The organism is Bacteroides sp. AM23-12 (assembly GCF_003434395.1).
Taxonomy (GTDB): domain Bacteria; phylum Bacteroidota; class Bacteroidia; order Bacteroidales; family Bacteroidaceae; genus Bacteroides; species Bacteroides thetaiotaomicron.
Window position 1 is genome coordinate 108,446 of sequence record NZ_QTLF01000002.1, and the last position, 24,155, is coordinate 132,600.

General features: G+C 40.1%; 26 protein-coding genes. 7 read left to right on the forward strand and 19 right to left on the reverse strand.

From position 1 onward, the window contains the following. Positions 1 to 32: 32 nt before the first annotated feature. Positions 33 to 527: an SPOR domain-containing protein gene (locus tag DW640_RS02660; RefSeq protein WP_008766080.1), complete on the reverse strand. Its 495-nt coding sequence runs from the start codon at positions 525 to 527 to the stop codon at positions 33 to 35. A gap of 117 nt (positions 528 to 644) precedes the next feature. After that, on the reverse strand, positions 645 to 1,415 hold the full coding sequence (locus DW640_RS02665; RefSeq protein WP_008760689.1) for an SDR family NAD(P)-dependent oxidoreductase: 771 nt from the start codon (positions 1,413 to 1,415) through the stop codon (positions 645 to 647). A gap of 201 nt (positions 1,416 to 1,616) precedes the next feature. Here DW640_RS02665 and DW640_RS02670 point away from each other — a divergent pair, with 201 nt between their 5' ends. From DW640_RS02670 to DW640_RS02680, 3 genes are read left to right on the forward strand one after another with little or no spacing between them, the layout of a single operon-like run. After that, positions 1,617 to 1,826, forward strand: a complete 210-nt coding sequence (locus DW640_RS02670; protein ID WP_008760688.1) for a YtxH domain-containing protein — start codon at positions 1,617 to 1,619, stop codon at positions 1,824 to 1,826. A 28-nt stretch (positions 1,827 to 1,854) separates the two neighbouring features. Beyond that, on the forward strand, positions 1,855 to 2,214 hold the full coding sequence (locus tag DW640_RS02675; RefSeq protein WP_008760687.1) for a phage holin family protein: 360 nt from the start codon (positions 1,855 to 1,857) through the stop codon (positions 2,212 to 2,214). 8 nt (positions 2,215 to 2,222) lie between these two features. After that, the gene (locus tag DW640_RS02680; protein ID WP_008760686.1) at positions 2,223 to 2,480 is read left to right on the forward strand and encodes a hypothetical protein; all 258 of its coding nucleotides are present in this window, start codon (positions 2,223 to 2,225) and stop codon (positions 2,478 to 2,480) included. Between the two features lie 23 nt (positions 2,481 to 2,503). Here the strand turns inward: DW640_RS02680 and DW640_RS02685 are convergent, their stop codons facing one another. Continuing rightward, the gene (locus DW640_RS02685; RefSeq protein WP_055230312.1) at positions 2,504 to 2,863 is read right to left on the reverse strand and encodes a hypothetical protein; all 360 of its coding nucleotides are present in this window, start codon (positions 2,861 to 2,863) and stop codon (positions 2,504 to 2,506) included. Positions 2,864 to 3,016: 153 nt separating this feature from the next. On the opposite strand from DW640_RS02685, the gene DW640_RS02690 reads away from it, so the two are divergent. From DW640_RS02690 to DW640_RS02700, 4 genes are all read left to right on the forward strand, one after another. Continuing rightward, positions 3,017 to 5,344 (forward strand): DUF3987 domain-containing protein, encoded by a 2,328-nt coding sequence (locus DW640_RS02690; RefSeq protein WP_117577230.1) that lies wholly within the window; start codon positions 3,017 to 3,019, stop codon positions 5,342 to 5,344. Between the two features lie 272 nt (positions 5,345 to 5,616). Then, positions 5,617 to 6,114 (forward strand): HU family DNA-binding protein, encoded by a 498-nt coding sequence (locus DW640_RS02695; RefSeq protein ID WP_008760684.1) that lies wholly within the window; start codon positions 5,617 to 5,619, stop codon positions 6,112 to 6,114. A gap of 34 nt (positions 6,115 to 6,148) precedes the next feature. Next, positions 6,149 to 6,250 carry a smalltalk protein gene (locus DW640_RS23515; RefSeq protein ID WP_008766084.1) on the forward strand — a complete coding sequence of 34 codons (102 nt, stop codon included), beginning with the start codon at positions 6,149 to 6,151 and terminating at the stop codon, positions 6,248 to 6,250. A gap of 9 nt (positions 6,251 to 6,259) precedes the next feature. Continuing rightward, entirely contained in the window at positions 6,260 to 6,703 is a 444-nt protein-coding gene (locus DW640_RS02700; protein ID WP_008760683.1) for an N-acetylmuramoyl-L-alanine amidase, read from the forward strand. 72 nt (positions 6,704 to 6,775) lie between these two features. On the opposite strand, the gene DW640_RS02705 is transcribed toward DW640_RS02700, so the two are convergent. The 16 genes from DW640_RS02705 to DW640_RS02780 form a co-directional block, all read right to left on the reverse strand. Beyond that, positions 6,776 to 7,009: a DUF4248 domain-containing protein gene (locus DW640_RS02705; protein WP_008760682.1), complete on the reverse strand. Its 234-nt coding sequence runs from the start codon at positions 7,007 to 7,009 to the stop codon at positions 6,776 to 6,778. 88 nt (positions 7,010 to 7,097) lie between these two features. Then, on the reverse strand, positions 7,098 to 9,545 hold the full coding sequence (locus DW640_RS02710; RefSeq protein WP_117577232.1) for a tyrosine-protein kinase: 2,448 nt from the start codon (positions 9,543 to 9,545) through the stop codon (positions 7,098 to 7,100). A gap of 12 nt (positions 9,546 to 9,557) precedes the next feature. After that, on the reverse strand, positions 9,558 to 10,352 hold the full coding sequence (locus tag DW640_RS02715) for a polysaccharide biosynthesis/export family protein (protein WP_117577234.1): 795 nt from the start codon (positions 10,350 to 10,352) through the stop codon (positions 9,558 to 9,560). 56 nt (positions 10,353 to 10,408) lie between these two features. Next, positions 10,409 to 11,638: a hypothetical protein gene (locus DW640_RS02720; RefSeq protein ID WP_117577236.1), complete on the reverse strand. Its 1,230-nt coding sequence runs from the start codon at positions 11,636 to 11,638 to the stop codon at positions 10,409 to 10,411. A gap of 36 nt (positions 11,639 to 11,674) precedes the next feature. Beyond that, a complete protein-coding gene (locus DW640_RS02725) occupies positions 11,675 to 12,940 on the reverse strand; it encodes a DegT/DnrJ/EryC1/StrS aminotransferase family protein (protein WP_117577238.1) in 1,266 nt (421 codons plus the stop codon). A 13-nt stretch (positions 12,941 to 12,953) separates the two neighbouring features. Beyond that, the gene (locus DW640_RS02730; protein WP_117577240.1) at positions 12,954 to 13,640 is read right to left on the reverse strand and encodes a sugar transferase; all 687 of its coding nucleotides are present in this window, start codon (positions 13,638 to 13,640) and stop codon (positions 12,954 to 12,956) included. A gap of 125 nt (positions 13,641 to 13,765) precedes the next feature. After that, complete coding sequence (locus DW640_RS02735) at positions 13,766 to 14,761, reverse strand: glycosyltransferase family 2 protein (RefSeq protein ID WP_117577241.1); 996 nt, start codon at positions 14,759 to 14,761, stop codon at positions 13,766 to 13,768. A gap of 8 nt (positions 14,762 to 14,769) precedes the next feature. After that, a complete protein-coding gene (locus DW640_RS02740) occupies positions 14,770 to 15,792 on the reverse strand; it encodes a glycosyltransferase family 4 protein (protein ID WP_117577243.1) in 1,023 nt (340 codons plus the stop codon). Further along, complete coding sequence (locus DW640_RS02745; protein ID WP_117577245.1) at positions 15,792 to 16,310, reverse strand: DapH/DapD/GlmU-related protein; 519 nt, start codon at positions 16,308 to 16,310, stop codon at positions 15,792 to 15,794. The genes DW640_RS02740 and DW640_RS02745 overlap by 1 nt, the downstream gene beginning before the upstream one ends. Before the next feature lie 161 nt (positions 16,311 to 16,471). Further along, complete coding sequence (locus tag DW640_RS02750) at positions 16,472 to 17,596, reverse strand: glycosyltransferase family 4 protein (RefSeq protein ID WP_117577247.1); 1,125 nt, start codon at positions 17,594 to 17,596, stop codon at positions 16,472 to 16,474. A gap of 12 nt (positions 17,597 to 17,608) precedes the next feature. Continuing rightward, positions 17,609 to 18,703 (reverse strand): glycosyltransferase family 4 protein, encoded by a 1,095-nt coding sequence (locus DW640_RS02755; protein ID WP_158562583.1) that lies wholly within the window; start codon positions 18,701 to 18,703, stop codon positions 17,609 to 17,611. Positions 18,704 to 18,732: 29 nt separating this feature from the next. Beyond that, positions 18,733 to 19,503 (reverse strand): DUF2334 domain-containing protein, encoded by a 771-nt coding sequence (locus DW640_RS02760; RefSeq protein WP_117577251.1) that lies wholly within the window; start codon positions 19,501 to 19,503, stop codon positions 18,733 to 18,735. Between the two features lie 18 nt (positions 19,504 to 19,521). Continuing rightward, the gene (locus DW640_RS02765; protein WP_117577252.1) at positions 19,522 to 20,643 is read right to left on the reverse strand and encodes a polysaccharide pyruvyl transferase family protein; all 1,122 of its coding nucleotides are present in this window, start codon (positions 20,641 to 20,643) and stop codon (positions 19,522 to 19,524) included. Between the two features lie 3 nt (positions 20,644 to 20,646). Next, positions 20,647 to 21,873, reverse strand: coding sequence for a Coenzyme F420 hydrogenase/dehydrogenase, beta subunit C-terminal domain (locus DW640_RS02770; RefSeq protein ID WP_117577254.1), 1,227 nt, complete (start codon positions 21,871 to 21,873; stop codon positions 20,647 to 20,649). Beyond that, complete coding sequence (locus tag DW640_RS02775) at positions 21,874 to 23,082, reverse strand: Coenzyme F420 hydrogenase/dehydrogenase, beta subunit C-terminal domain (protein ID WP_117577256.1); 1,209 nt, start codon at positions 23,080 to 23,082, stop codon at positions 21,874 to 21,876. Between the two features lies 1 nt (position 23,083). After that, positions 23,084 to 24,154 carry a polysaccharide pyruvyl transferase family protein gene (locus DW640_RS02780; protein ID WP_117577258.1) on the reverse strand — a complete coding sequence of 357 codons (1,071 nt, stop codon included), beginning with the start codon at positions 24,152 to 24,154 and terminating at the stop codon, positions 23,084 to 23,086. Position 24,155: the final 1 nt, after the last annotated feature.

Here is a 24,155-nt window from a genome sequence, read left to right on the forward strand (position 1 = left end):
TATCCATCCCGATATATATTACCAAAAAGAAATCAATAAATACGATACAGCAACCAAGCTCCCTGGAAGTCTGTACGACTCGGGTATTTAGCCTTGAATGCGTCACGTGCATCGACAGCAGCCGCTTTGTCAGCGAATGAGCTTACAATCACACGGTACATTGCTTTTTCCGCATTGAATGCGATTGTTGCGTTGTAACCTTGTCCGTCCAACCAGTCTTTCAAGCCTTCAGCATTCGCTTTCACACCGAAGCTGCCTACTACTACGCTGTAATCCTTCAATCCGTCGGTACCGGAAACGACTGTCACCTTTTCCTGACGAACGCCGGTTGTATCTGTAGCCTTAGGTGTTGTCACAGGAGCTGCAACAACCGGAGTCACTTCTACCGGAGCTTCCACCTGCGGTTCTGCCAATTCTTGCTGTTTTGCTTTTTCGTAAGCTTTTTTATAGGCGCTTTCACTGGATTTACAAGATGCAAACGCAAGCACCATGCATACTCCCATTCCTAATACGACCAATTTTTTCATATCCAATATTCTGTATTTAATTAATAATTCAATAATCTTGTTCGTTCACATTTAGTTTTCGGGCAACAAAATAATAGAAATTTTATCATCCGGCAAAGAAAATGAGCGAAAAAACGTCTATTCTGCCTTCTTCTTATAAGAAATAGTGCCCGTTGCCTGATAAGTCGGCATCAAAAGCACCTCTGCAATCTGAATATGCGCAGGAGCCGAGGCAGCATAATATACCGTTTCGGCAATATCGTCTCCGGTCAGCGGGCGGATTCCCTTGTAAAAATTGTCAGCCGCCTGCTTGTCACCACGGTAACGGACCACTGTAAAGTTTGTTTCCACCATGCCCGGTTTGATATTCGTCACCCGCAGCGGCGTATCCACCAAGTCTATCCGAAGTCCGTCCGAAAGTGCCTTCACAGCAGCTTTGGTGGCGCAGTAAACACTGCCTCCGGGATAGGCGGCATCTCCGGCGATAGAACCTATATTAATAATGTGTCCGCACCCCCGTTCCACCATGCCCGGAACTACCAGACGTGTCATGGCGAGCAAACCTCTTATATTCGTATCGATCATGATATCCCACTCGTCCAGACTACCTTCGAACTCTTTGTCCACTCCGATCACCAGTCCGGCATTGTTAATCAATACATCAATCGATTTCCATTCTTCCGGCAACGCTTCCAGTGCGGCGGCAGCCTGTTTCCGGTCGCGAACATCAAAAGGCAACACACAGACCTGTATTCCATACTCTTTTTCCAGTTCAGCCTTCAGTTCTTCCAGCTTCGACACTGTACGGGCATTCAAAATCAGGTTCCATCCTTCCTTAGCAAATTTACGGGCGCATCCTTCGCCGATTCCGCTGCTCGCTCCGGTTATAAAAACAATCTTCGCTTTCATTATGTTTTGAATTACAATATTGAATGACAAAAGTACGCCTTAAGTCTCATTTGTTAGTCCAAAAGTCTAGTTAAATAAGATTAAACCATAAAAGAAATCAAGAATGATAAAAAGGAAGTACTTTTTTTCTGTTTTTGCGAACAACCTTTGGAGAAAAATGTTATATTTGTTGTATCATAATCATTTTAAACAGTATAAATTATGAAAGGATTAAATGTATTAGCAGCTTTTCTGGGTGGTGCAGCCGTAGGTGCAGCCCTTGGTATTTTGTTTGCTCCTGAAAAGGGAGAAGATACCCGTAATAAGATCGCAGAAATTCTTCGTAAAAAAGGAATCAAGCTGAACCGCAACGAAATGGAAAATCTCGTTGACGAAATCGCAGCTGAAATTAAAGGAGAAATAGGAGAATAAGTAAGTAAAGGACTAAAACAGAGCGACCATGTTTGCAGACGATAAAAGTATTGAGAACTTTCAACAGTTGTTTTTTGAGTTCAAAAAGTATCTGGAACTTCAAAAAGAATACACCAAGTTAGAGTTGACGGAGAAGCTGACCATACTTCTTTCAACGTTAATCATGATTGTAATACTTATCATCCTTGGCATGGTAGCCCTGTTTTATCTGTTATTTGCCTTGGCTTATGTATTGGAACCTCTGGTAGGCGGACTTATGGCAAGCTTCGCTATCATTGCCGGCATCAATATACTGATTATGGCTTTAGTCATTATTTTCCGCAAACAGCTTATCATCTCCCCGATGGTAAACTTCCTCGCTAACTTGTTTTTAACCGATTCAAAATAAATGAAGTTATGAGTGCGCAAACACCTGCCAAAATTACATTAGAAGAGATCACCCAACGCAAAAAGAAGCTCTTGAATGAAATTCAGGCTCAAAAACGAGCTATGACGGCCACCACCCGCGAAATATTCTCGCCTCTTGCACCCGCCGCCAACAAAGCGGATTCGCTCATGCGTTCGTTCAATACCGGCATGGCCATCTTTGACGGAGTAGTTTTGGGTATCAAGATCATGAAAAAAATGCGGACGTACTTTAGAAGACTAAGATAGCAATCCGGGTATGACAAGAAGGATCAGACCCCTACCCCGTCCCATCTCATCACTACCACCCATTCTGCCGGCTGTCCGTTTCCGTAAAGCCGATGTGGAATCGTACCGATCACCAAATCACAATGGGTTGCAAATACATTCTTCAACTCCTTCAGCAGTGCATTCAACAGAATTTCCAGATGTATCTCATCCATGATACAGCTGATGACACGCACGTACTGATAAACGTGTAAATCCTTCCCCTGCCGCATGGCACTCACATCCCTTCTGGAGATATGCAACTCATCTTCCAGAAAAGAATACGAAATCGATTTGTCGATATTCATCAGGTTCACTACCATACTTCCCAAAAATTCATAAGGTCCATGATTTTCTTTTGTCATGTTTACTCTTTGTTTAAAATTTAATAAAAAATAGATATATATTTGGTTATTCAATCTGTTTCAACCTATGAAACAAGTTCTAACTCCCCCTCCTTTACCTTTGCACCCGCTACCCCGATAGTGGGATAGAGAATCATAAAACATCAAAATCAAATGCAAGTACTCGAAGAAATTAAAGTTTCCGTTTACGAAAATGTGTATTCCAAAAAGCCTAAAATCATGTCTTTCCTCGAAGTCATCTTTATGTGTATTCATCCGGTTTATGCTTCCATCATCCAATCCATCCGGCGGTACCATCAGGAAGGCGACCATGAAGCCGCCCAAAAACTAAAAAGTCAGCTCCCCTGCTTCACTCCTGCCGGCACCTTCGACGGAGCGCATGCCATCCGAAATTTCCGGTTGCCCAGTCACATTATCGGACTCGACTACGACCACGTTCCCAATCGGCTGGAGATCATCCGTCTTTGCGCTGCCGACCCTCATACCGTAGCTGCTCTGGAAAGCCCTACGGACGGCGTGAAAATCTTCGCCTATGTGGAAGGCATCGAAGGCCGTCACCGGGAAGGGCAGCTACTGGTCAGCCGTTACTACGACCAGCTGACCGGGCTCACCAGCGATCCCGCCTGTAAAGACGAAAGCCGCCTGTGCTATTTCACCTATTCACCGGACGGATACGTAGCCAGTCTCTATCAGTCATTCGTTCTGGAAGCAGCTGTGGAAACACAACCGTTCCAGCCGACAGCAGAAAACCTCCCCTCTCCTCCGCTACCTGCAAAAGCAAACGAAACCTCCGAGAACTTCTCGGAAGAGGAAGTCAACTTGTTCCTTTCGTCCTACATTTTCTTAAATCCATTGACCGCCGGGCAACGACACACCAATCTGTTTAAACTCGCCTGCGAAGCTTGCCGGAGAAGATATTCGCAAGAAAGCATATTACGCGGGATTACGGTTTATTTTGAGCACTCCGACTTTCCCGCACAGGAAATCAGGAGCATCCTACAATCTGGTTACCAAAAAGTTACCTCTACTCCATCCGTCTCCGCCTCTCCGCTTTGCTCTTCTCTTCATAAGGACAAAATGACAAAAGTGACATATAGCCCATCCGAAAACGTCTATGAAGCAGATGAAGCGTATTGGCAAGGCGAAGAATTCAGAAAAGAAACGCCCTGTTTTCCCAAAAGCGTGTACAAATATCTGCCCGATCTGCTGAACGAATGTATCCTCGAAGAGGAAGGTGATCGTGAACAGGATCTTTCCTTTCTCTCCAACCTCACCGCATTGAGTTCCGTACTGCCTGGCACATTCGGCATCTATAATCACAAAAAGTATTCTCCCCATTTCTACAGTTTCGGCATTGCCCCCGCCGGGAGCAACAAGAGCATTGCGCAAACAGGACGTTATCTGCTGGAAGAGGTCCACGACTGGATACTTTCCAATAGCGAACTTCAGCAGAAAATTTATAACCATAAGTACACCCAATGGAAGCTGGACTGTACTTATAAGAAAAAGGCACATGAAGAGTGTCCCGAAGAACCGGAAAAACCAGCTTACAAAATGCTTTTTCTCCCTGCCACTACCAGCTACAGCCGTATGCAGATCCAAATGCGGGACAACGGTCCGCAAGGAAGCATCATATTCGATACCGAGGCGCAGACGCTGGCTACAGCCAATCATCTGGATTGCGGTAACTTTGACGATATGCTCCGCAAGGCATTCGAGCATGAGAATATCGATTCCGCTTTCAAGATCAATGGTTTAACCCCCATTTATATCCGTTTTCCCATGCTTGCCATGTTCCTCACCGGCACCCCGAGTCAGATGGCTTCACTGATAGAGACTTCGGAAAAAGGACTTCCGAGCCGTATCATGCTCTACACTTTCCGCAGCATTCCGAAGTGGAAGCCCATGGGAGATGACAGTATCTCGCTTGAAGAGTCTTTCAAGCCGCTGGCACATCGTGTCTTCGAGCTTTATCATTTCTGCAAGAATCATCCTGTATTGTTTCACTTCAGCCGTTCTCAATGGGATTATCTGAATCATACGTTTTCTAAGCTGCTTGCCGAAGTGGTTCTGGAAGGTAACGATGACCTTCAGGCCGTTGTCAAACGGTATGCCTGTCTTGTGATGCGCATCAGCATGATCCAAGCACGCATCCGCCAGTTCGAGGCGAATGATGGCGCACCGGATATCTATTGTGAGGATGTAGATTTCGAGCGTTCTCTCCAGATCGTTCTCTGCTGTTATGAGCATAGCAGGCTATTATTGTCTTCCATGCCGTCTTCCCAGCTCCATCCGTTGAAAGATCCGAACAGTACACGGAAGTTCATCGGCGAGTTGCCAGAAACATTCACTACCGAAGATGCAATGCAGATCGGCGTAAAATACGATTTCAGCCACCGCAAGATCAGCAGGCTGATAAAATCGTTCATTGGCGTCAAAATCAATAAGATATCTCATGGAAAGTATCAGAAGATCTCATAAAATAGTCCTATCTGTCATTTTTGTCCTTTTGTCCTTTTGAAGACTCTCTGAAAACATTGGGAAGTTTGAAAAAACCTTCTCAATGATCGGATGCAAACATTGGGAAGATTCAATACAATCTTCTCAATGTTTTTTCCTTTTATCAGTGCGTCTGTGTGCGTCACTGCACATCACGGGCACTTGCCCATGTAGTATCTTTGTTGTGTAATCGGTTACAGGTAATAAGTATTAAGTAATAAGTATTAAGTAATAAGTATTAAGTATTAAAAATTATGGCACAGAATTATGTTGTTATGGCTCGCAAGAACCTGTTGAAACCTAGTGAAGCTCCCAAGTATTATGCAGTGGCACGTAGCGGACGGAAAGTGACCGTCAAGGAGGTCTGCAAACGTATTACCGAACGTTCGTCTTATTCAAAAGGCGAGTTGGAAGGTTGTATCGGAGAGTTTCTACTCGAAATCGTCAATGTACTGAATGAAGGGAATATCGTTCAGATGGGCGATCTGGGGAATTTCCGCATGAGTCTTAAGACGGCAACGGCTACCGCAACGGAGAAGGAATTCAAGGCATCGTGTATCGAGAAAGGTAAAGTGCTTTTCTATCCGGGAAGTGATCTCCGCAAGTTGTGTAAAACGCTGGACTTTGCACTGTATAAGAGTGACGGTAAGCCCGATTCGGGAGACGAACCGTTGCCGGACGATGGTAAGGGCGATCAGCCCGGCGGTGGTTCAGGTGACGATGGCGATGAAGCTCCGGACCCGACTGTTTAATCAATCATTATTTACTATTAAAGATTAAAATTGTATGAAAAAGCAAGTTTGGAAGAATATTCTTCAGTTCATTGTGACAATTGCAACGTCTATCATTTCTGCTATCGGGGTAACGTCCTGTACGGCTCATCTGTAATACATCCGCATGGAAAGTTCTAAAGATGAGTATCTCCCGAGAGAGATTAAGTTGTTGGTGATTCATTGCAGCGCTACGCGCTGCAATGTTTCCTTCCCTGTAGAACGGCTTCGAGAATGTCATTTGCAACGGGGTTTTCGTGATATTGGCTATCATTTTTATATCACCCGGGACGGAGTTCTTCATCATTGTCGTCCCGTCTCCGAAATCGGTGCCCATGTGCGTGGATTTAACAGGCATAGTATCGGGATTTGTTATGAAGGCGGGCTGGATGAAAATGGCAGACCGGCGGATACGAGAACTACGGCACAACGCTTTGCTCTGCTCGATCTGTTGACGATTCTCAAGCATCAGTATCCGGAGGCGCAGATAGCGGGACATTATCAGCTGAGTGCTACGATTCACAAGGCATGTCCTTGCTACGATCCGAGAAAAGAATATTCAGGATTATAAAAAAACTACGGGAGATGGCGAAAGTGCTGCCTCCCGTAGTTTTTTTGTTGAATGAATAAAAAAGATTTGAGGTTACAAATCTCCCGGCTTACCCAAATAGTAGGTGATTAACCTTACTTCCCGCACAGAAAAAGCTTTCGTTTTCGGATGAAAATCCGTAGAAAGTATCTCATCCATTAATGGTTGACATCTACGCATCCAGCGACGAAGTTTATTTACTGAAGCGCGAACAGTTATATCAGGGAAATACATTTGGGCTAAGTCTTGTTTATTGTAGCATTTCACTACAAAATCCGGTTGATTCATTGTCTCTTTATGCTTGGTTTATAAGCAATAAAGATACAAAATAATTCACCCATTTCCTACGTTTTTTTCATATTTTATTTCAAATTTACTAGTCTTTTCTTTCACTTTTGGTCTGACCATATCCATAGCCGTAACCATAACGTTTGCCATAACCATAATGCTTGCCATACTTGCCGTAGCCATAGTAATAACCATATTTTCTCTTCTTCAGGTCTACACCGTTAATGACGGTACAAAGATTAGGCAGCTTCTTCTCAAAAGACAGTTCATTGATCAATGTATATTCCGCCTTATGAGTATAATCAGCACGGCATACGTAAACTGACAAGTCTGCTACACGACCTATTAATAAGGTATCCGTTACCATGCCGATAGGAGCAGTATCAAGGATGACATAATCAAAGTTCTTCTTCAAGGTTTCTATTGCTCTGTCCAGACCGTTACGAGCTAACAGTTCTGTCGGATTAGGAGGAACAGTACCACCCGGAAGAATAAACAGATTCTTATTCACATCAGAAGGTTGAACAAGTTCCATCAGGTCCGTTTCAGGATTGGAAAGATATTGAGTAATACCTTTCTCCTTATTGGAGAGATGGAATACTTTATTCAGTCCCGGCTTACGAATATCGAGTCCGACAATTACCACTTTCTTTCCCAAAAGAGAAAGACTGATTGCCAAATTCGACGAAACGAATGATTTACCTTCACCACTGACAGTTGAGGTCACAAGGATAACCTTCTGATCATTATCGAGCATAAACTGAAGATTGGTACGAATATTACGGAAGGTTTCACTCATCAGATTATTCTTGTTCTCGAAGACAGCAATAGAACCATTCTTATCATTCTTCTCATCAGTCAATGGAATATCACCGACAACAGGAACACTTGTTAGTTTCTCCACATCGGCACGTCCTTCAATCTTGAATTTCGTCAGTTCAATCAAGTAGATGATACCCACCGGAATCCCAACACCAAGTACCAATGCGATCAAATAGATCATAGGACGTTTGGGAGATACCGGAATATCGTCAGCTATCGCTTCATCGATAATCTTCGCATTATTCGCAGTAGCAGCAAGAGCAATAGCATTCTCTTCACGCTTCTGTAACAACATCAGATACAACCCGGCTTTGATCTCCTGCTGACGGGCAATACTGACATAAGCACGTTCCTGTCCCGGAGCGTTGCTGATACGACGGGAATAACGACTCGCTTCACGGTCAAGGCTCTCTTTAGTAATCATCAACCCCTGCAAGGTTCCTTCAAGAGTAGCCTGTACATTGGCTTTCATGGCACGGATACTTGTATCTAGATTCACAATCGTAGGGTTATTCTCTGTTGATGTACGCAGCAGGCGTTTACGCTCAACAAGCATCTCGTTGTAGCGTTCAATAGCTCCGATCAAGGCAGCATCCTGCAAACCTACATTACTTGGTAATACTTCATATTCATTACCTCTCAAGTATTTACGCAAGTCATTTACCAAGCTGATTTGAGTACGGTTCTCCACACTTTTCTTTTCATACTCAGCATTACCGGCCAAAGCTATCTGAGCTTCACTCGTCAAATCCGTGATACCGGCATCACGCTTGAAAGTCTCCAAATTAGCTTCTGTACTACCCAATTCTTTTGAGATAATGCCAATACGTTCATCGATAAATTCTGCCGTCTTCTGAGCGATCTCGTTTTTATCATTGTTCGTATTGCGATTATACATCTCAAGTAACTGGTTGATAAAGTCCTGTCCACGCTGCAGACTGGAGTTCTTCAAGGAAATCACAGCGACAGAAGTCGTTTTAGAAGTAGGAGCAATAGACAGACTGTTACAATAGCTTTTTGCCACTCTCATCGGTTTGTTTATTGTCGCAGTTATATGGCGTACGTCCTTCTCTATCCGAGGAACTTTCGTTCCATCTTGCAAAGTTACCGAATCAACAGCCTGAAAGAAAGCCAATGTACCTTCATCAGTCGGAAAAATAGCAGGCAGCTTCTCAAAATGCTTCTGATAACCCTTCTCACCTACAGTCACATTCACATCCATACTACCTTCAGGCTGCAAAGTCATTTCCACCATCATCGGTGCATTCAATTTTTCAGCCTCTTGAGGTGTCAAGCTTACCTGCACCGGAGATGTCTTATATAAACCTTTAGCAGGAAACTCATCCTCATCTTTATAAGTTATATATAGCCCCAACTGATTAACCACCTCTTTTACAAGTGTTTTCGAACGCAGCACCTCCAGCTCGTTATCAATGTTTTTAGAAGATGTCATCAGACCACTTAACCCCATATCCTCCAGTTCCGAAGAAAGTCCTGCACCTCCACCCTTCTTCTCGTCTTTTATCAGAACTGTAGCGGAAATATTATAAATGGGTGTAGCCCAGTGCAAATAAAACCATGCACCAACAAAACATAGCAACACAGCACCCACAAACCAGGGCCAGTGAATAATATATTTAAAAAGCAGTGCCCGGAAATCAATCTGTTCCTCAGTTATTTCACGTCCCTTCACGTTTTGATTTTCTTCTTTCATGCCTCTTTCTTTTTATTTCAAGATGTTAAACAACAAACTGGCAATAGAAACAAGGATCGAAGTAGCAGAGAACCACAAGCTTGTACTAGTTCCGATATCCGAATTTCGTGCTTTTGCCTTATTGGGAGTTACGTAAATAATATCATTCTGCTGCAGATAATAGTAAGGAGAAAGAATAGTCTCCGCCTTATTCAGATCCAAAGGAATAATTTCCTGCTTACCATTGGCATTCTCACGTATCAGCTTAACATCATCACGCAGACCATATACAGTCATATCACCTGCCATAGCCAAAGCTTCCAAGATATTCACTTTTTCATTGGAAATAGTAAATGTACCGGGACGGGCAACTTCACCAATCACGGAAATCTTATAATTCACCATTCGTACCGTTACAATAGGAGTTTCCGTAATATAAGGTTTCAGTTTTTCTACAATCATCTGTTCAGTTGCCTTCTTTGTCAATCCACCCACATGAAGTTCGCCCAATACCGGAAAGTTGATATTACCTTCATTATCCACCAAATATTGCTGCAGAACCGGTTGGGTAGTTGTATAACTCAAAGCAGCATTATTCTGCGTAGCCACCGTCAAATTGAAAGGCGCTGCCAATTCAGGACTGGTACATGACACTACAATCGTCAGCAAGTCTTTGGGCATGATCTTTGCATCATACAACTGTTCGTTCTGGTTACTATACAGTACCACTTCCGCATCCTGCAGGTAAGGTACTTTCTTATAAGACTGGCAAGCTGTTAACAGAAAAGCTGCCAATACGCAATAGCCTAATTGTTTTATTCTTTTCATATATTTATTTAATTGTTCTTATGTTATTTTACTAAATTCTCCAGGATCAGGTTATCTTAACTAATCATCAAATATTTCTTTATAGAACCGTTTTTGTCAACCTTTAAATACTGTACGATTCGTCGGTCAAGACTATTTTGCATCTCTATTAGTGAGACTTCTAATTTTTCAAAAACAGCTTCTTGCTCCTCTTTCATCTTTTGTATTTTTTTAGATTCAAACCATGAATCCTTTGCTGATAATTCAAGATAAGTGATAACATCATATTTCAACCTCATAAATTGATCTTGATAATTTTTCCAGTAGTCAAATTTCAATCTCTTCATAAAAATTTCAGCATCTTCTGTAGCATTCATACTTTTTGCGATTTTCAAAGAGACCACATTCGCAATATAAGATAACACTTCAGATTGCATAGCCATTTCCAAATAGTCCAAATAGTGGGAACCCTTCAAACGTGCGATTTTACTTTTAGCCTCTTCTATATCTTTATACTTAGATTCTATATTTAAATTCTTTATGTCATTCAGAAGACTTCTGTATTTAACTTTAGCTTTTTCTACAGATTTAGAAAAGTCTGATACAATATTTTTATCTGCAATATCAAATGACGTTTTCGAATTAAGCTCTAATAAACGGTCGTATGCAATACGTAGTTCAGCTTTATCATCAACTGAAAGGAAGTTGAAAATTTCATCCAGCTTTTGGTCTATCGCACATAATCTCTCCGTTATCACCTGCAAATAATACTGGGAGGTTATTACCGCCATACACTGATAAATCATTAATGGTGCAACAGAAGCACTCCCAGCTTTTTCAAATTTAGCCTGCTTTGAAACTTTTCCGTATTCAATAGAATATCCTCTCATTAAAGAAGGATTGTCTTTAACTCTGCACAACTCTGACACAGAAAGATCACATTTTAGCAAACCATCAAAAGAATAAGCTGTCAATCTACCCCGTATGGTTTCACCTCCCAATAAAGAAAATAAAGATTTCCATTCCATTTCTTCTGTTTCACTCAAAGGAATAGTTGTATATTTATCTGACGGAAATTCCATATCAGATTCAACATCCAACTCCAGATATTTTCTTTCAACCGGGCTATTGCATTGAGCCTTTCTCAACCAGCCATCATCTACTTTTTGCTGACGTTTTTTCTGAATATAATTTCTTAAATGCCGACGTCCTGTTTCTACAGTAATAATTGCTATTACTGATATTATAGTCATCACAGCATTAATCGCCAGACCAATAGGTTCGTTTTTTTTATTATCAGTACTCATACTTTCGCCTTTAAATCATTGAATGTTATAATAATATCATTCTACAATAGCTTCTTTAATTGATTCTACAATATAACGTACATCATCATCCGTTACATAAGGTCCTGCAGGCAAACAGAAACCTATCTTAAAGATAGCCTCCTCCACGCCATTGGTATAAAATGGCGCATCCGTATACACAGGTTGCTTGTGCATAGGCTTCCAGACAGGACGTACCTCAATCTTCTTCGAGAGCATAAACACACGCAAGGCTTCTACGTTCTCATTCGGCTGGCAGTCGGTCACAGCACTATCCACAGCCTTAATCACACCGGCTGCACCTCCTACAGCAGTCTTTATAATTTCCTTGTAAGCATTTTCTTGTCCCACAATTTTGACCGAAGGATCTATGGTCGCAGTACACAGCCAAAAATTAGAGTCGTAACGTTCATCCACAGGTTGTTTATGGATAGACACGCCTTTCACCTCCTTGAACAACTCCTCATACAATGCTTGTACATGCTTATGATGATCAATGTGTGCCTGCGCCACAGTCATTTGACCACGACCTATACCGGCACAGATATTCGACATACGGTAGTTATAACCAATAGCAGTATGCTGATAGTAAGGATAAGCATCGCGTGCCTGCGTAGCATACCACATGATAGTATTTTTATCTTCTGCATTTTGGCATATCAACGCACCACCACCCGAAGTCGTAATCATTTTATTTCCATTGAAACTCAGTACACCGAAACGGCCGAAAGTACCCAGTACCTTACCAGCAAACTTCGAGCCAAAACCCTCAGCAGCATCCTCTATCACGGGGATCTCGTAACGGTTAGCAATCTCCATAATTCGTTCGCAATCATAAGGCATTCCATAGAGTGCCACAGGAACAATCGCTTTCGGTTTCTTACCGGTCTTTGCAATGCGATCCTTGATCGCTTCTTCAAGAAGAATGGGATCCATATTCCATGTTTCGGATTCAGATCCTAGAAACACAGGTTTGGCACCAAGATAAGTGATAGGATGCGATGATGCGCAAAAGGTGAAACTTTGCACCAATACCTCGTCACCCGGTTTCACACCGCAAGCGATAAGGGCAAGATGCACAGCAGCCGTACCGGCACTCAGTGCCACTACTTCACTCTGTCCCCCCACAAACTCCTTCAGATCCGCTTCCAATCCGTTTACATTAGGGCCCAAAGGCACCACCCAGTTGGTATCAAAAGCCTCTTTTACATATTTTTGCTCAATACCACCCTCACTCATATGCGCAAGGCAAAGGTATATTATCTTTTCTGGAACGTAACTCATTTTGATTTTCTATTTAAATTAGTTCACCATTAAATTTTACTTTGAATCCAAGTACTGTAGCAAAAATCATTTCTATGTCCTTTATAAATGAATAATGCTCGTAGTAATACTTATTAAGCCTTACTTTATCTGGATAAATCACATTATCGTTGTACCATACAGCTAACTCTTGATCAGACAGCTGTTGATAGGATGAAGGCAATACCATGTCTTGAGAAACCAATCCTTTGCGTACATTATCCACAAAAGAGGCTATCATTTCATCTTCCAATCGATACTTCAAGGTAGCAGGACCTGTTATACCTGGACGGAGTTTGAGAACTACACGGTCATCACCCTGCAGTTGGTCAGCATATCCAGGTACGTCAGGACGAGGACCAACGAAGCTCATGGTTCCGATGAGAACATCCCACAACTCTGGGAGTTCATCAATCTTGTAATGACGCAGTTTGGCGCCAAACGGAGTGATGCGACTGTCGCCTGCCACCGATACCGAAGAACCGCTGTGCTTCACTGTCATCGAGCGGAACTTGTGGCAAGTAAAGAGCTTACCATCCTTTCCCACACGTTTCTGGCAAAAGAATGCAGAACCACCTGGCATTTTTACTTTTATCAACAAAACGACAATAGGATAAACCCACCATATTAACAACAAGCCAAACAAACTTGCAAATATATCAAATAGTCTTTTTTTTAACATATTGATAATTAATCATGTTTTCAAAAAAAATGAGCTCTACATATAATAACATAAATGAACATAAACTTATGTTTATTAGTTTTTCTATGAATCTGAAACTAAAGAACAAGAAAATAGACCGCAAGCTACACTTTTCTCCTAATAAATGGCAATTTTAATAAAGCCACTAAAGATCCACACCCATATGATACGTGCAGAACAGCGAATGTGCAAAGGAGAAAGAAAAAGTTTAACTTTTTAGCAACAACTAATTTAACACTCACAATGCCTAATGTTATTAAATACAATAATAACACTAATACGGTCATCGCAACTGCTGGACGCCAAAAAATTCCAACAATCAGTGGAATGAATAAACCTATAATAAAACCTAATGGCACAAAATGCCGAAGAGAGAGAGAGCGAATCTCGCCTGTATAGAAAACCGTCAAAATATTCCACTTACCATTACCAAAGTTATTCTGCGCTAACTTTGAAAACGTTTCACGAGCCAGATAGGTGCTGTAAGTATCTGGGATTATCACAATCTTACCACCACCATGGATTATACGCTTATTCAACTCTATATCCTGATTACGAACAAGACGCACATCATAATAGCCATACTTCTTGAACACCACACGCCTCCAACATCCGAATGGAACGGTCTCCACCTCCTGCACACCGTCAATGCCGGTGCGGAATGTAGAGTTGCCTACACCAAACTTGTTACTCAACACCTCACGAATGGCAAGTGCCTTAGGCGTCTTATTCAACACGTCCGTCTTACATACAGCACCAATATTATCAGCACCATACTTGCTAAGTCCATAAGCCAAGGATGAGAAATAATTGTTCTGATAGGTTGCATGAGCATCCAGTCGCATTATAACATCACCCTTTGCCTCCTTGATGCCGATGTTCATCGCCCAAGGTGCAATACGGTTAGGATTGTCAATCAAACGGATAAACGGATACTTTGCCGTATAGGTGGAAACTATCTCACGCGTCTTATCCTTACTCATACCGTCCACAAGGATTATCTCCAAGTCATCCTTTGGATAATCCTGCTCCAGCATTGAATTAATACACTTTGCTATGTACTTCTCTTCATTGTAAATAGGTACTATTACTGATAACATATTATTATCTACATTTTTAATTTCGACATTGCGTATTCTGGCATAAACTCGTATGCCTTGCGCAAGCAATTCTCTTTTAAGTTATTCAACATTTCAGGAGTGTCCTTCGCTTCATTCAAGACATTATAAAGATCGTCTACATTTTCAAACTCGTAGCCAATGCCGGTAACGCCATCATCCACAACATCAGCAAAACTCTCCCATTTGGCAGATACCACAGGTACACCAGCTGCATACGCATCAATGATAGTCCCGGGAATGCCTTCGGTGAAGAATTTTGTGGGGAACAGCAATGCGAAATATGATTTGATTATCTCGACACTATCCTGAGGATTAGCAACACCCCTATATTTTATGTATTCAGGTAGAGATGCTTTTATTTCATCAAACCATTCCGTTTCGTTAGGATCTACCGAACCATAAATATCAAGGTGGTATATAGCTTGACTACACTCATTGTTAATGCGTCTGACTACATTTATCGCATCCTCAATTCCTTTCTTCTTCATGACTCGGGAAAACGTAATCAGCTTAAGAGGTTTCGCTTCTGATATAATAAGATCAGACTTTTCAAGAACATGAAGATTCTTAAAGTTTGGCATCACAGTGATATTAGTAAAGCCCAATGCCTCAAGCTTTGTCTTCATGGTATTCGTTTCCACTAATATCAAATTAAACGACATCAGTTTACTTTTGAGACCTTCTGCTGTTTCAAGCATGCTTGGGAGCCATCCACCAATAACTGAATACATAAGGTTACGTTTAGCTACCTTATTAAAAAAATAAAGCAGTGGCGTGAACACCTTCAAACCATTCTGCGCAGGTAACATGATGATTGAGTCACACCTGAAATATAAAGCTATGACCTGTAGCATAACCTTTAGTTTGCCTGCTTGAGTGTCGATACTGATTACATTGTCAGTTCCCATTTTTTTTTGCAGTTCAGCAGAAAGGTTTCGAGTCTTTACAGACTGCCCATCAGATGTATTAACGCCATTCGTAAAGGCGCCTACGATACAGAGTTTATTCATTATTTTCTATACTTGAGGATTCTAGCAGGTACTCCACCTACAACGGCATAGTCTGGGACATCCTTTGTAATCACAGCACCAGCACCAATTATACAGCCGTTGCCAATTGTAACACCAGCCATTATGATTACACGAGCTCCTATCCACACGTCATTCCCAATCCTAACAGGCTTTTTCTCAACATCCCCTTGTTTGCACATTGGAACGTCTGTTGATGATGTATTGTGGGCACTCGTGAATATTATAACGTCAGGCCCCATCATGACATAATCTCCTACGGACAAAGGTCCTCGTACTTTGCAGTTAATACCAAATCCGGAATCATTACCTATTGTGAAACTTTCTCCAGAACCAAAATCGGCACCTTTCTCAATATTGGCATTTTTACCACATGAATCAAACAGGTGTGATGCTACTCCAGAACGGAACTTTCGTATCCATCTGCTGTAAAGCCTTCCATCTGTTGCAGGTAAGTGAGCACAAAATATCTTATAAATGAACAGCCAAAAATATCTCATATAATTGCTTTGTTATAATAAATTTATGAGTCCACTAAAAAAATCATAAGCCTTTCAATTTAGAAGTAGATATGTAGTTTTCTCCCATTTTTTTTATGGTAATGCTTGCAATTTTCATCTTATAAACAAAGATTCTACAGTGCATGTTTTATAGATTGAAATCAAAATTTATTAATCGAAATTTTAGAGAGACTTTTTGGAGCGGACTCATTTATTAATTCAATATACTTTTCAACAAAAGCATCTTCAGTATTATTTCGAAGAATCTTTGCCCTGTTTGTTTTGCTCATATCAGCAAGCTCAATCTCGCTGGTATTTAGCAGACGAGCGATTGCATCTGCTATACTCTCCGGATTGTATGGATCAAACAAGTAACCATTCTCAGCATCCTTTACAATACGAGGCAGTTCTACAACATTACTACAGATAACAGGAAGCCCGCAACTCATCGCCTCACATAGTACATTCGGATACCCTTCATATATTGAGGGCAGACATAGTGCATCCGCATTATGGTATTCCTTGACAATTTGCGAAGATGGAGCATGTACGGTCACATAATCCTCAATACATAACTCTTTTATCTTAGCAAGCAATGACTCAAAATATCCCGTATGATAATTGTTACCAAACCAGTTACAATGGAATTTGTATCCTTTGCTCTTAGCTATCGCTATACCTTCAGCATAGTTAAGATAATTCTTTTGAGTAGTATATCTTGCGACCGTTACAATATTGAATACATCATTCGAGGATTTCTCAAAAGCAGGTTGGAATTTCTCTACATCCACAAAGTTCACAATGGGATAAACTTTCTTTGCGAGTCCTGGATAATGCTTTGTAATAAACTCGCCTTGTGAGAAAGAGTTTGGAACAATAGCGTTAGCTAAACGATAAATATTGAATCTAATTCTATCAGTTCGTTCAAGAGTGAGATTGGTATTTCGTTCTCCAACAATGAGCTTATACCCGCACAATAATTTTGCAGCACATGCCGTTAAATTTGGAGAGGGCAAGAATGAGATCATAACATCAGGATTGAATGCTTTTGCAATCTTTGAGAAACGCCATATACGAGTCTTTGAAGGAGTTAACTCAATATGTAGCTCATAATCAACTCCTGCATTACGTAAAAATGGCTCATAAAATTGTGTAAAGTCTGCCTTAAAATATGTTACAACCTTCACGCAATATCCCCGTTGGTGAAGAAGAATTGCCAAACCACATAGTTGGCGTTCTGCTCCACCTGGGCCGAGGTTTTCTGTAAATAAGAGTATCTTTTTCATTATAGTTCATTGTTATAATACAGAATTGTAAAGATCAACATGCGCTTTTACTACAGTTCCTATATCAAAGTCTTCTATACTATGATTCTTAGTTCTATCAGTATTGTTATCAAGGATAACTTTTGCCCAATCCTTAGCGCTATCAGATAAAGATAGAGCAAACGTGTTAGGATTCCGAAGGACTTCTGAAGGTATGGCATCCGATGCCACTACTCTTATGTTAAACACTTGAGCCTCCACAGCGACCAGTGAAAAAGACTCTGAACGAGACGGAACCAGACACACATTAGAAACACTTAATATAGCGGTTGCATCTTTTCTTAATCCCAGGATTTTGACTTTGTCTATCGGGATGTTATATTTTAAAATTCGCTCGTCTATTATTTTTCTAACACTCTTTTCTTCTTGGCCAACATATAAAAGATAAGCATTCGACTTGTTTTTTAAAACCTCATCAAGAACATCTATTGCCCACTCTTGGTTTTTTACCGGATGGAAACGTCCTACCATGGTGATTATAAAAGAATCCTCTGGCAGGCCTATAGAGGATACGAATTCTTCCTTTACATACCTTTTCGAACGAATATCTCCTATAGATAACCCATTGGGAATTCTATGGATTTTGCTGTTTTGAAAGAGTTCTTGTGCATCTTGATACATTGTTTCATTGAGGACAATAGTAGTCAACCCTAATCCTACGCTTTGTCTATATACTAATCTTTCTTCTTCTGTAAAGAGTTTCCATATTCGCTTAAAATCTGCGTGAAAAGTAAAGAACTGTTGGCCTAACGGGAGTGTTATGAATTTGTTATAACAGATGGTTGTATGCCAATGTATTATCTCAGGTTTTTTGCGTCCTACTATCTTGGAAAGTCTTTTGTCAAAATAAGAAGAATACTTATTCAGTTTTTGAAGAAATATTCTAATGAATAATGAAACATCATTATTAATGACATAAGGGGTCAAATGGTAGATTGGGATATTCTGCTTCTCTAGTTGCTCCGACAAGTAAAATTTTCTTGCATCAATTGAAATAGCAAGAACATCATGACCCTGTCTCTTTAATTCACAAAGATAATTGGCTACAATGTTTTCTGCGCCACCCATCTGGAATCCATGTACTATATAACAAATCTTCATTTTATTATAATATGATATATCTTTGATACGATTGGCTTAATCCCGTACTGCCAAAACAAGTAAGCTTGCTCGTCTATTTTCTGAAAGAACGGCGATCCTGATTCGATGCTCGAAAACACGTCAAATGACACTATGTCATTCGAATAATTAATCAGCAACTTCACAAACTCCTTAAGGCAATACTTTTTATCTTCTCTTTCCCACTCGTGGGCATGAAAAACAGCCGTATATATCCCTTCTTTTGACACATTAGGACAACCGCTCGCTCTACACGGTAACAATTTTAAACCATCAATTTCATAGGGTCGAGAACTTTTCGCATCCGACATATACTTGAAGCCATTCGCTGCAAGTGCCTTTATTGTGTTTTCGTCATAAGAATGTGCTGGTGCAAAAAAGACATCAGTATATATACCATGTTCATTTAAAATTTTTTTGCCCTTCTTTATCTTCTCTATCTGAATTTCTAATGAGTGCCCCGCAAACTCTGAACCATATCTATTATTTACAATACCCTTGTTATGAGAGTCAAATACATGCTGATAACCATGCATAGCAATGGTGTAGCCCTTCTCCTGCAAAGTCTTAATATTATTCCAAAAGTCAAGATGCTCAGCCTCTATCTGTAAATCAGGATCCTTACAATCTGGTATAACCCCTATCAGTGGTTTTATGTTATATTTATCCAATAAATCGACAGCATATTTCCATTGAACGTAATTCATTGTTGGACATATATCATCGAAACGCACCAAAATTCTTCTCATAGTTTATCTGCAATTCTATTAATTATGTACTATTTTCTTCAAATGATTCTCAGATATACGAATTAAATCATCAACTTTTGGCGAGACTACACCGTAATCTATCCGTTCAAGTTTAGTCGGTTTTATATCGTCTTTACAGAATCTATCAGTCAAGCAAAATTCATTGAGTACTTCTGAAATACGGTCGTTGTCATTATTAACCTCGTTATCTGACAATTTTGTAAAGACATAGAATGGTTTCTGCAGTTTTACAGATAACATTATGCCATGAAACGAATCAGTAACAAGACACTCACAGTTATCGATTAGGCTTATAAACTCTTGTGGCCCAACATCCATAATACAATTTTTCTTGGAAGCATAATATGGGTGTGTTAGAATATAGTGTACAGGAAGACCCGTTTTTGACCCCAGCATTTCTGCATATGCCGACACGCAAGGTTTTGTTCCTAATATGTAACAAAGAATATACTTACCTATTGGATGATTATTGTCGCGCCTAGATACCTCTCTCCACTGTTCTGCAGTTAATAGCATTGTAGGATCTAGTACAAATTCAACTTCACGCTTCAACTTTTTTGCAAGCAATTCTGAATTTGATCTCTCCCGACATGAAATCAAATTGAATTCATTAACTCGAGGAACAAATGCTTCCAAAAACTCTATTGAGAGGTGTGTAGTTCCAAAGCTAGGAGCATAGGAGTATTTCTTACGATAATCTGTAACAAAGTCTAACAAACGCATAGGATCTCCTCCTCGCAATATTGCATCCGGAAACCACATTTGGTCGCTACCTACGATAAACTTATCATATACATTATTTGCAGAGTTTAGGGTAGAAGGAATAAAAATTTTCCTTCTTATCTCTCGCAAGCGGAAATCTTCTGTACGCTTTGCCGTCCCTTTAAACATGCGAGTTTCCCAGTGATTTGTATTGAGGTCGGCTAATTTAAGCGCACGAAGTAAACTTAAAAATGACTGCTTTATTGCCGATGCAATAATACGACTTTCTGATCTTGGTATTGTATAGTCGATATATTCATTATCGTAGCCAAGGTCAAGCAGTTTTTTATGTAGTGCATAAGCTTGTAGTGCTGTTCCAAGGTTATTCCAATGTAGTTGTGATATAAGCGCAATCATAAACTATTTCTTGCGTATTGGTTTTAAAATCCATCTTATTACATCCTTCATCGTTCTGATAGGGTGCTTTATCCATTCTCTATAGATGTGCTTTCTGCGTTGTCTCAAAAGAACAGCCAACATATCGTCAAATGAGATATTGGGATCAGTAACTGCACAATGGATTACATCATCATGCAATTTGATTTTTGGTGATTTTCTGTGTTGCCCCTCTGCTGCTATCTTGAAAGGATATTCTTTAAGCTCACAGTTAGTTTGTTTCACCAACTCAAGACCCTTCTCTGTGAATGTGATAATGCAGTTAACACCATCTTTATTCTCACGATACTCCTCACCCCACATATCGCCAATACGAATATCTGCAGACGAATTATCATATCGGTACTTACAATGAGTATAACAAGCCTTTCCCAAACAATCTTCGGCCATAAAGAATTTAAAGAAAGGATTGCCTTGAGAATGTCTTTTCTGGTACTTACCATTCTCGCCTCTAGCAATTATGTTGTACGAGTCATGCCAACCAGTATATACCTCGTTGGCTTTTTCGTCATAATCGTTTTCTGCAAAACCATCTTTCCAGACTACTTTATTTCTCCATGAGGCATAATATACTTTCCCTATATGTTGCTCAAGGCAGGATACATATTTCTGCCAGATAAACATCGATGCTACACCATGACAATATACGTCAACTAATATGAAATTATCTCCAATGCGCTTTAGTCTTATAAATCTTCTAAAAGAATCGATTTGACATGGTGTACCGACAACAAGATATTTATCATTTTTATTAATACTTCTGAATCCGTCAACAGTATAGCTTTGAATATATTTGCTGCCTTTAGATTGAAGCAGTTCTTCTAAACTTGACGCAACATAATGCTCTGCAACATTACGTTCTCCATTATACCTCACTCCACATACTTTATAGCCCAAAGTGAGTGCAGTTTTAGCCAACTCATATGCCGCACCGCCTGAGGTGCATTCTTTCCTAGTTTGAGTATCATTACTCCATGCTGCAAATGACTTCAAAACTGGGGCTTCTAACGCTCTTTTTGCGAAGTTGTATGCACATGTTTTTGAACAAAGCCCACAATCAACACATTTTTTTTCGTCCAAATGAGGCTCATAAAATCCATTGGGACTTAATTCTATTTTGATTGCATCTTTATTACAGATAACGGCACATAAGCCACATCCATAGCAATCTTCATTATCCTTGACTGTCATTTATCTATGAAGAATTTTCTTTAATAATCTCACAGGTAGCAACCATCTTACCGACATATAGCAAGTGGATATGATATGATTCTTTCTGTTTTGCTTCAACTCTGTCTGTAGACATGTTTTAGCAGCCTTCCCAAAATTTTTCTGCACCTTGTAGTTTTCCAAGAACAGCTTTCGATTAGGATGTCCTTTCGCTGGAGCTTTGAGTTGTCGCTGTGGCTTTACAGCTTCTTCCAGCGATCGCTCTTCTAAAAAGAGTTTGTCTGATACTGCAGAAAGATACTTGTCTCCCTTTTCTGTATTTACCAAGCATAATGAAACTTGTCGGTTCCAATGGTTAAATGGCTTTGATTTCCCAAGTCCATCAAAATCACCAAATGTCAAATCAGAGACTCTTTCGGTCCTTGCATAATGGCATTGATAACAATTCTCTCTGTATTGGAGTTCATGCATATACCCGATATAGTAGAGATTCTTGTCATAATGATTTTGGTTATAGAATGGTTTGCTTTCACTATTTGACTTTAGAGTGAACTTGAATGTCTCGGTACCCAAAACCGGATCTCGGAAAGAAATATGATCGCCTTTCTTGCCGTATCTTTTTTCTATATCATTCAAATATTGAAAGAAATAATCCTCGTTGACTACACCATGACATAGTATATCAGCCGTGAGTAGATTATCTGAATCTGCTATTTTCCCCAAGTATGTTTTCAGAGCTGCGACATGACAGGGTAAGCCAACAAAGAAAACAAATTTATTATCTTTTAATGCTAATCTAATTTTTTTGAATATATCATCCATATGTGCATAGAGATACTTCGAGTTCTTTACTCTCTGAATATCTTCGCATGATTTGAGTTCAATAAAACGGGCTCCTCTTTCACGTGTAAGTTCAACACCAGCCGTGAATCCCCCGTTCTCTATGGTATACTGATAGAATACAGATGTGATTCCTCCCGAGGCTGAAGTTCTACGGTCTTCTTTATCAAAGCTCCAGGCTGCGTAAGTCTTAATAGGCGTATTGAACTGCAGATTCTTTGAGTTGTTATGGCAAGCTCTTACACATGCATTGCATTGAACACAGATACTGTCATCTACCTGAGGAAGTAGCGTATCATACTCATCCTTATACCACGATATGCAACCTTTGGGACAAGTATTTATACATGCTCCACAAGCAGTACATTCTTTCAGATCACAAATTGTCATATTACGAGTTTATGGCATTTGCTAATTGATTAATAGAATAATCTCGGTAAGCCTTAAGATTCTGGTCAACAAGAGTGTAGTCTATATCCTTCATATTGAAAATATCGACCTTTGTTGCATCTCTTTCTTCTACGCCTAATCTATTAGCAGCAGTAAGCATTCTACTTTCGGGATGTCTTAAATAATAGTAGAGTTCTTTGTGGAAATAGAGAGAGAACAACATTCCATGGTATGACGCTGTGAAAACTGCTTCTGCATGATATATGAGAGATAAAAAAATTTCAATAGAATACGCAGGAAGACATTTGTATCCATCTTTTGCTATCTCAATGCCAATCATGTAAACCTTGCATTTATTCGTTTGAGCGTAAAGTTTTGCATCTTCAATAGTTTTGTTATCCTTGCTATTGAAGTACACAACCACATATTTTTCTTTTATCTGACGTGGAGCGACAAAGGGCATCCATTCTTTGCTGGTAAGAAGCATAGTCGGATCACTCACAACATCTGGTCTTTTGCCTATCATACGTTCAAGTTGATCTGCTGTTTCAGTTTCACGAACAGACAAATACTCAAAATCTTCTAGTAGATTAGCGATTTTCTTCCTCTCATCCTCAGTCCAATCTTTTCCGATAGAAGAACCATACGTCAGTTTCTTTGTAGTTTTTTGAACAAAATCCAGAAAATATGTATAGTCATGGTCAGTCACATCAAGCCCCCATACCATATCACTTCCCACTATGTAAGCATCAAAGTTTTCCGAAATTGATTTTATCGAATCAATATCGTATTGCTTCGTTTTATTTGTTACATATTTGTCTTGGAACTCAAGTAACTTTTTATATTTCTTTCTTTTCTGAGACCCATAAATTACGTCAATAATGAAGTTCTTTAGGTTCCATGTAAACTTAAGGGGATGAGGAGCACCAACTCTAAACACACGCTCGCAGCGATAATTGAGAAGGTGACAATCATAGCCTATATCATTGAGCTTTCGGTACAGACCATACATCTGCAGGTGTGCGCCAAAATTATTGTTCTCATGGAATGTGATTATTGCTATTCTTTTCATT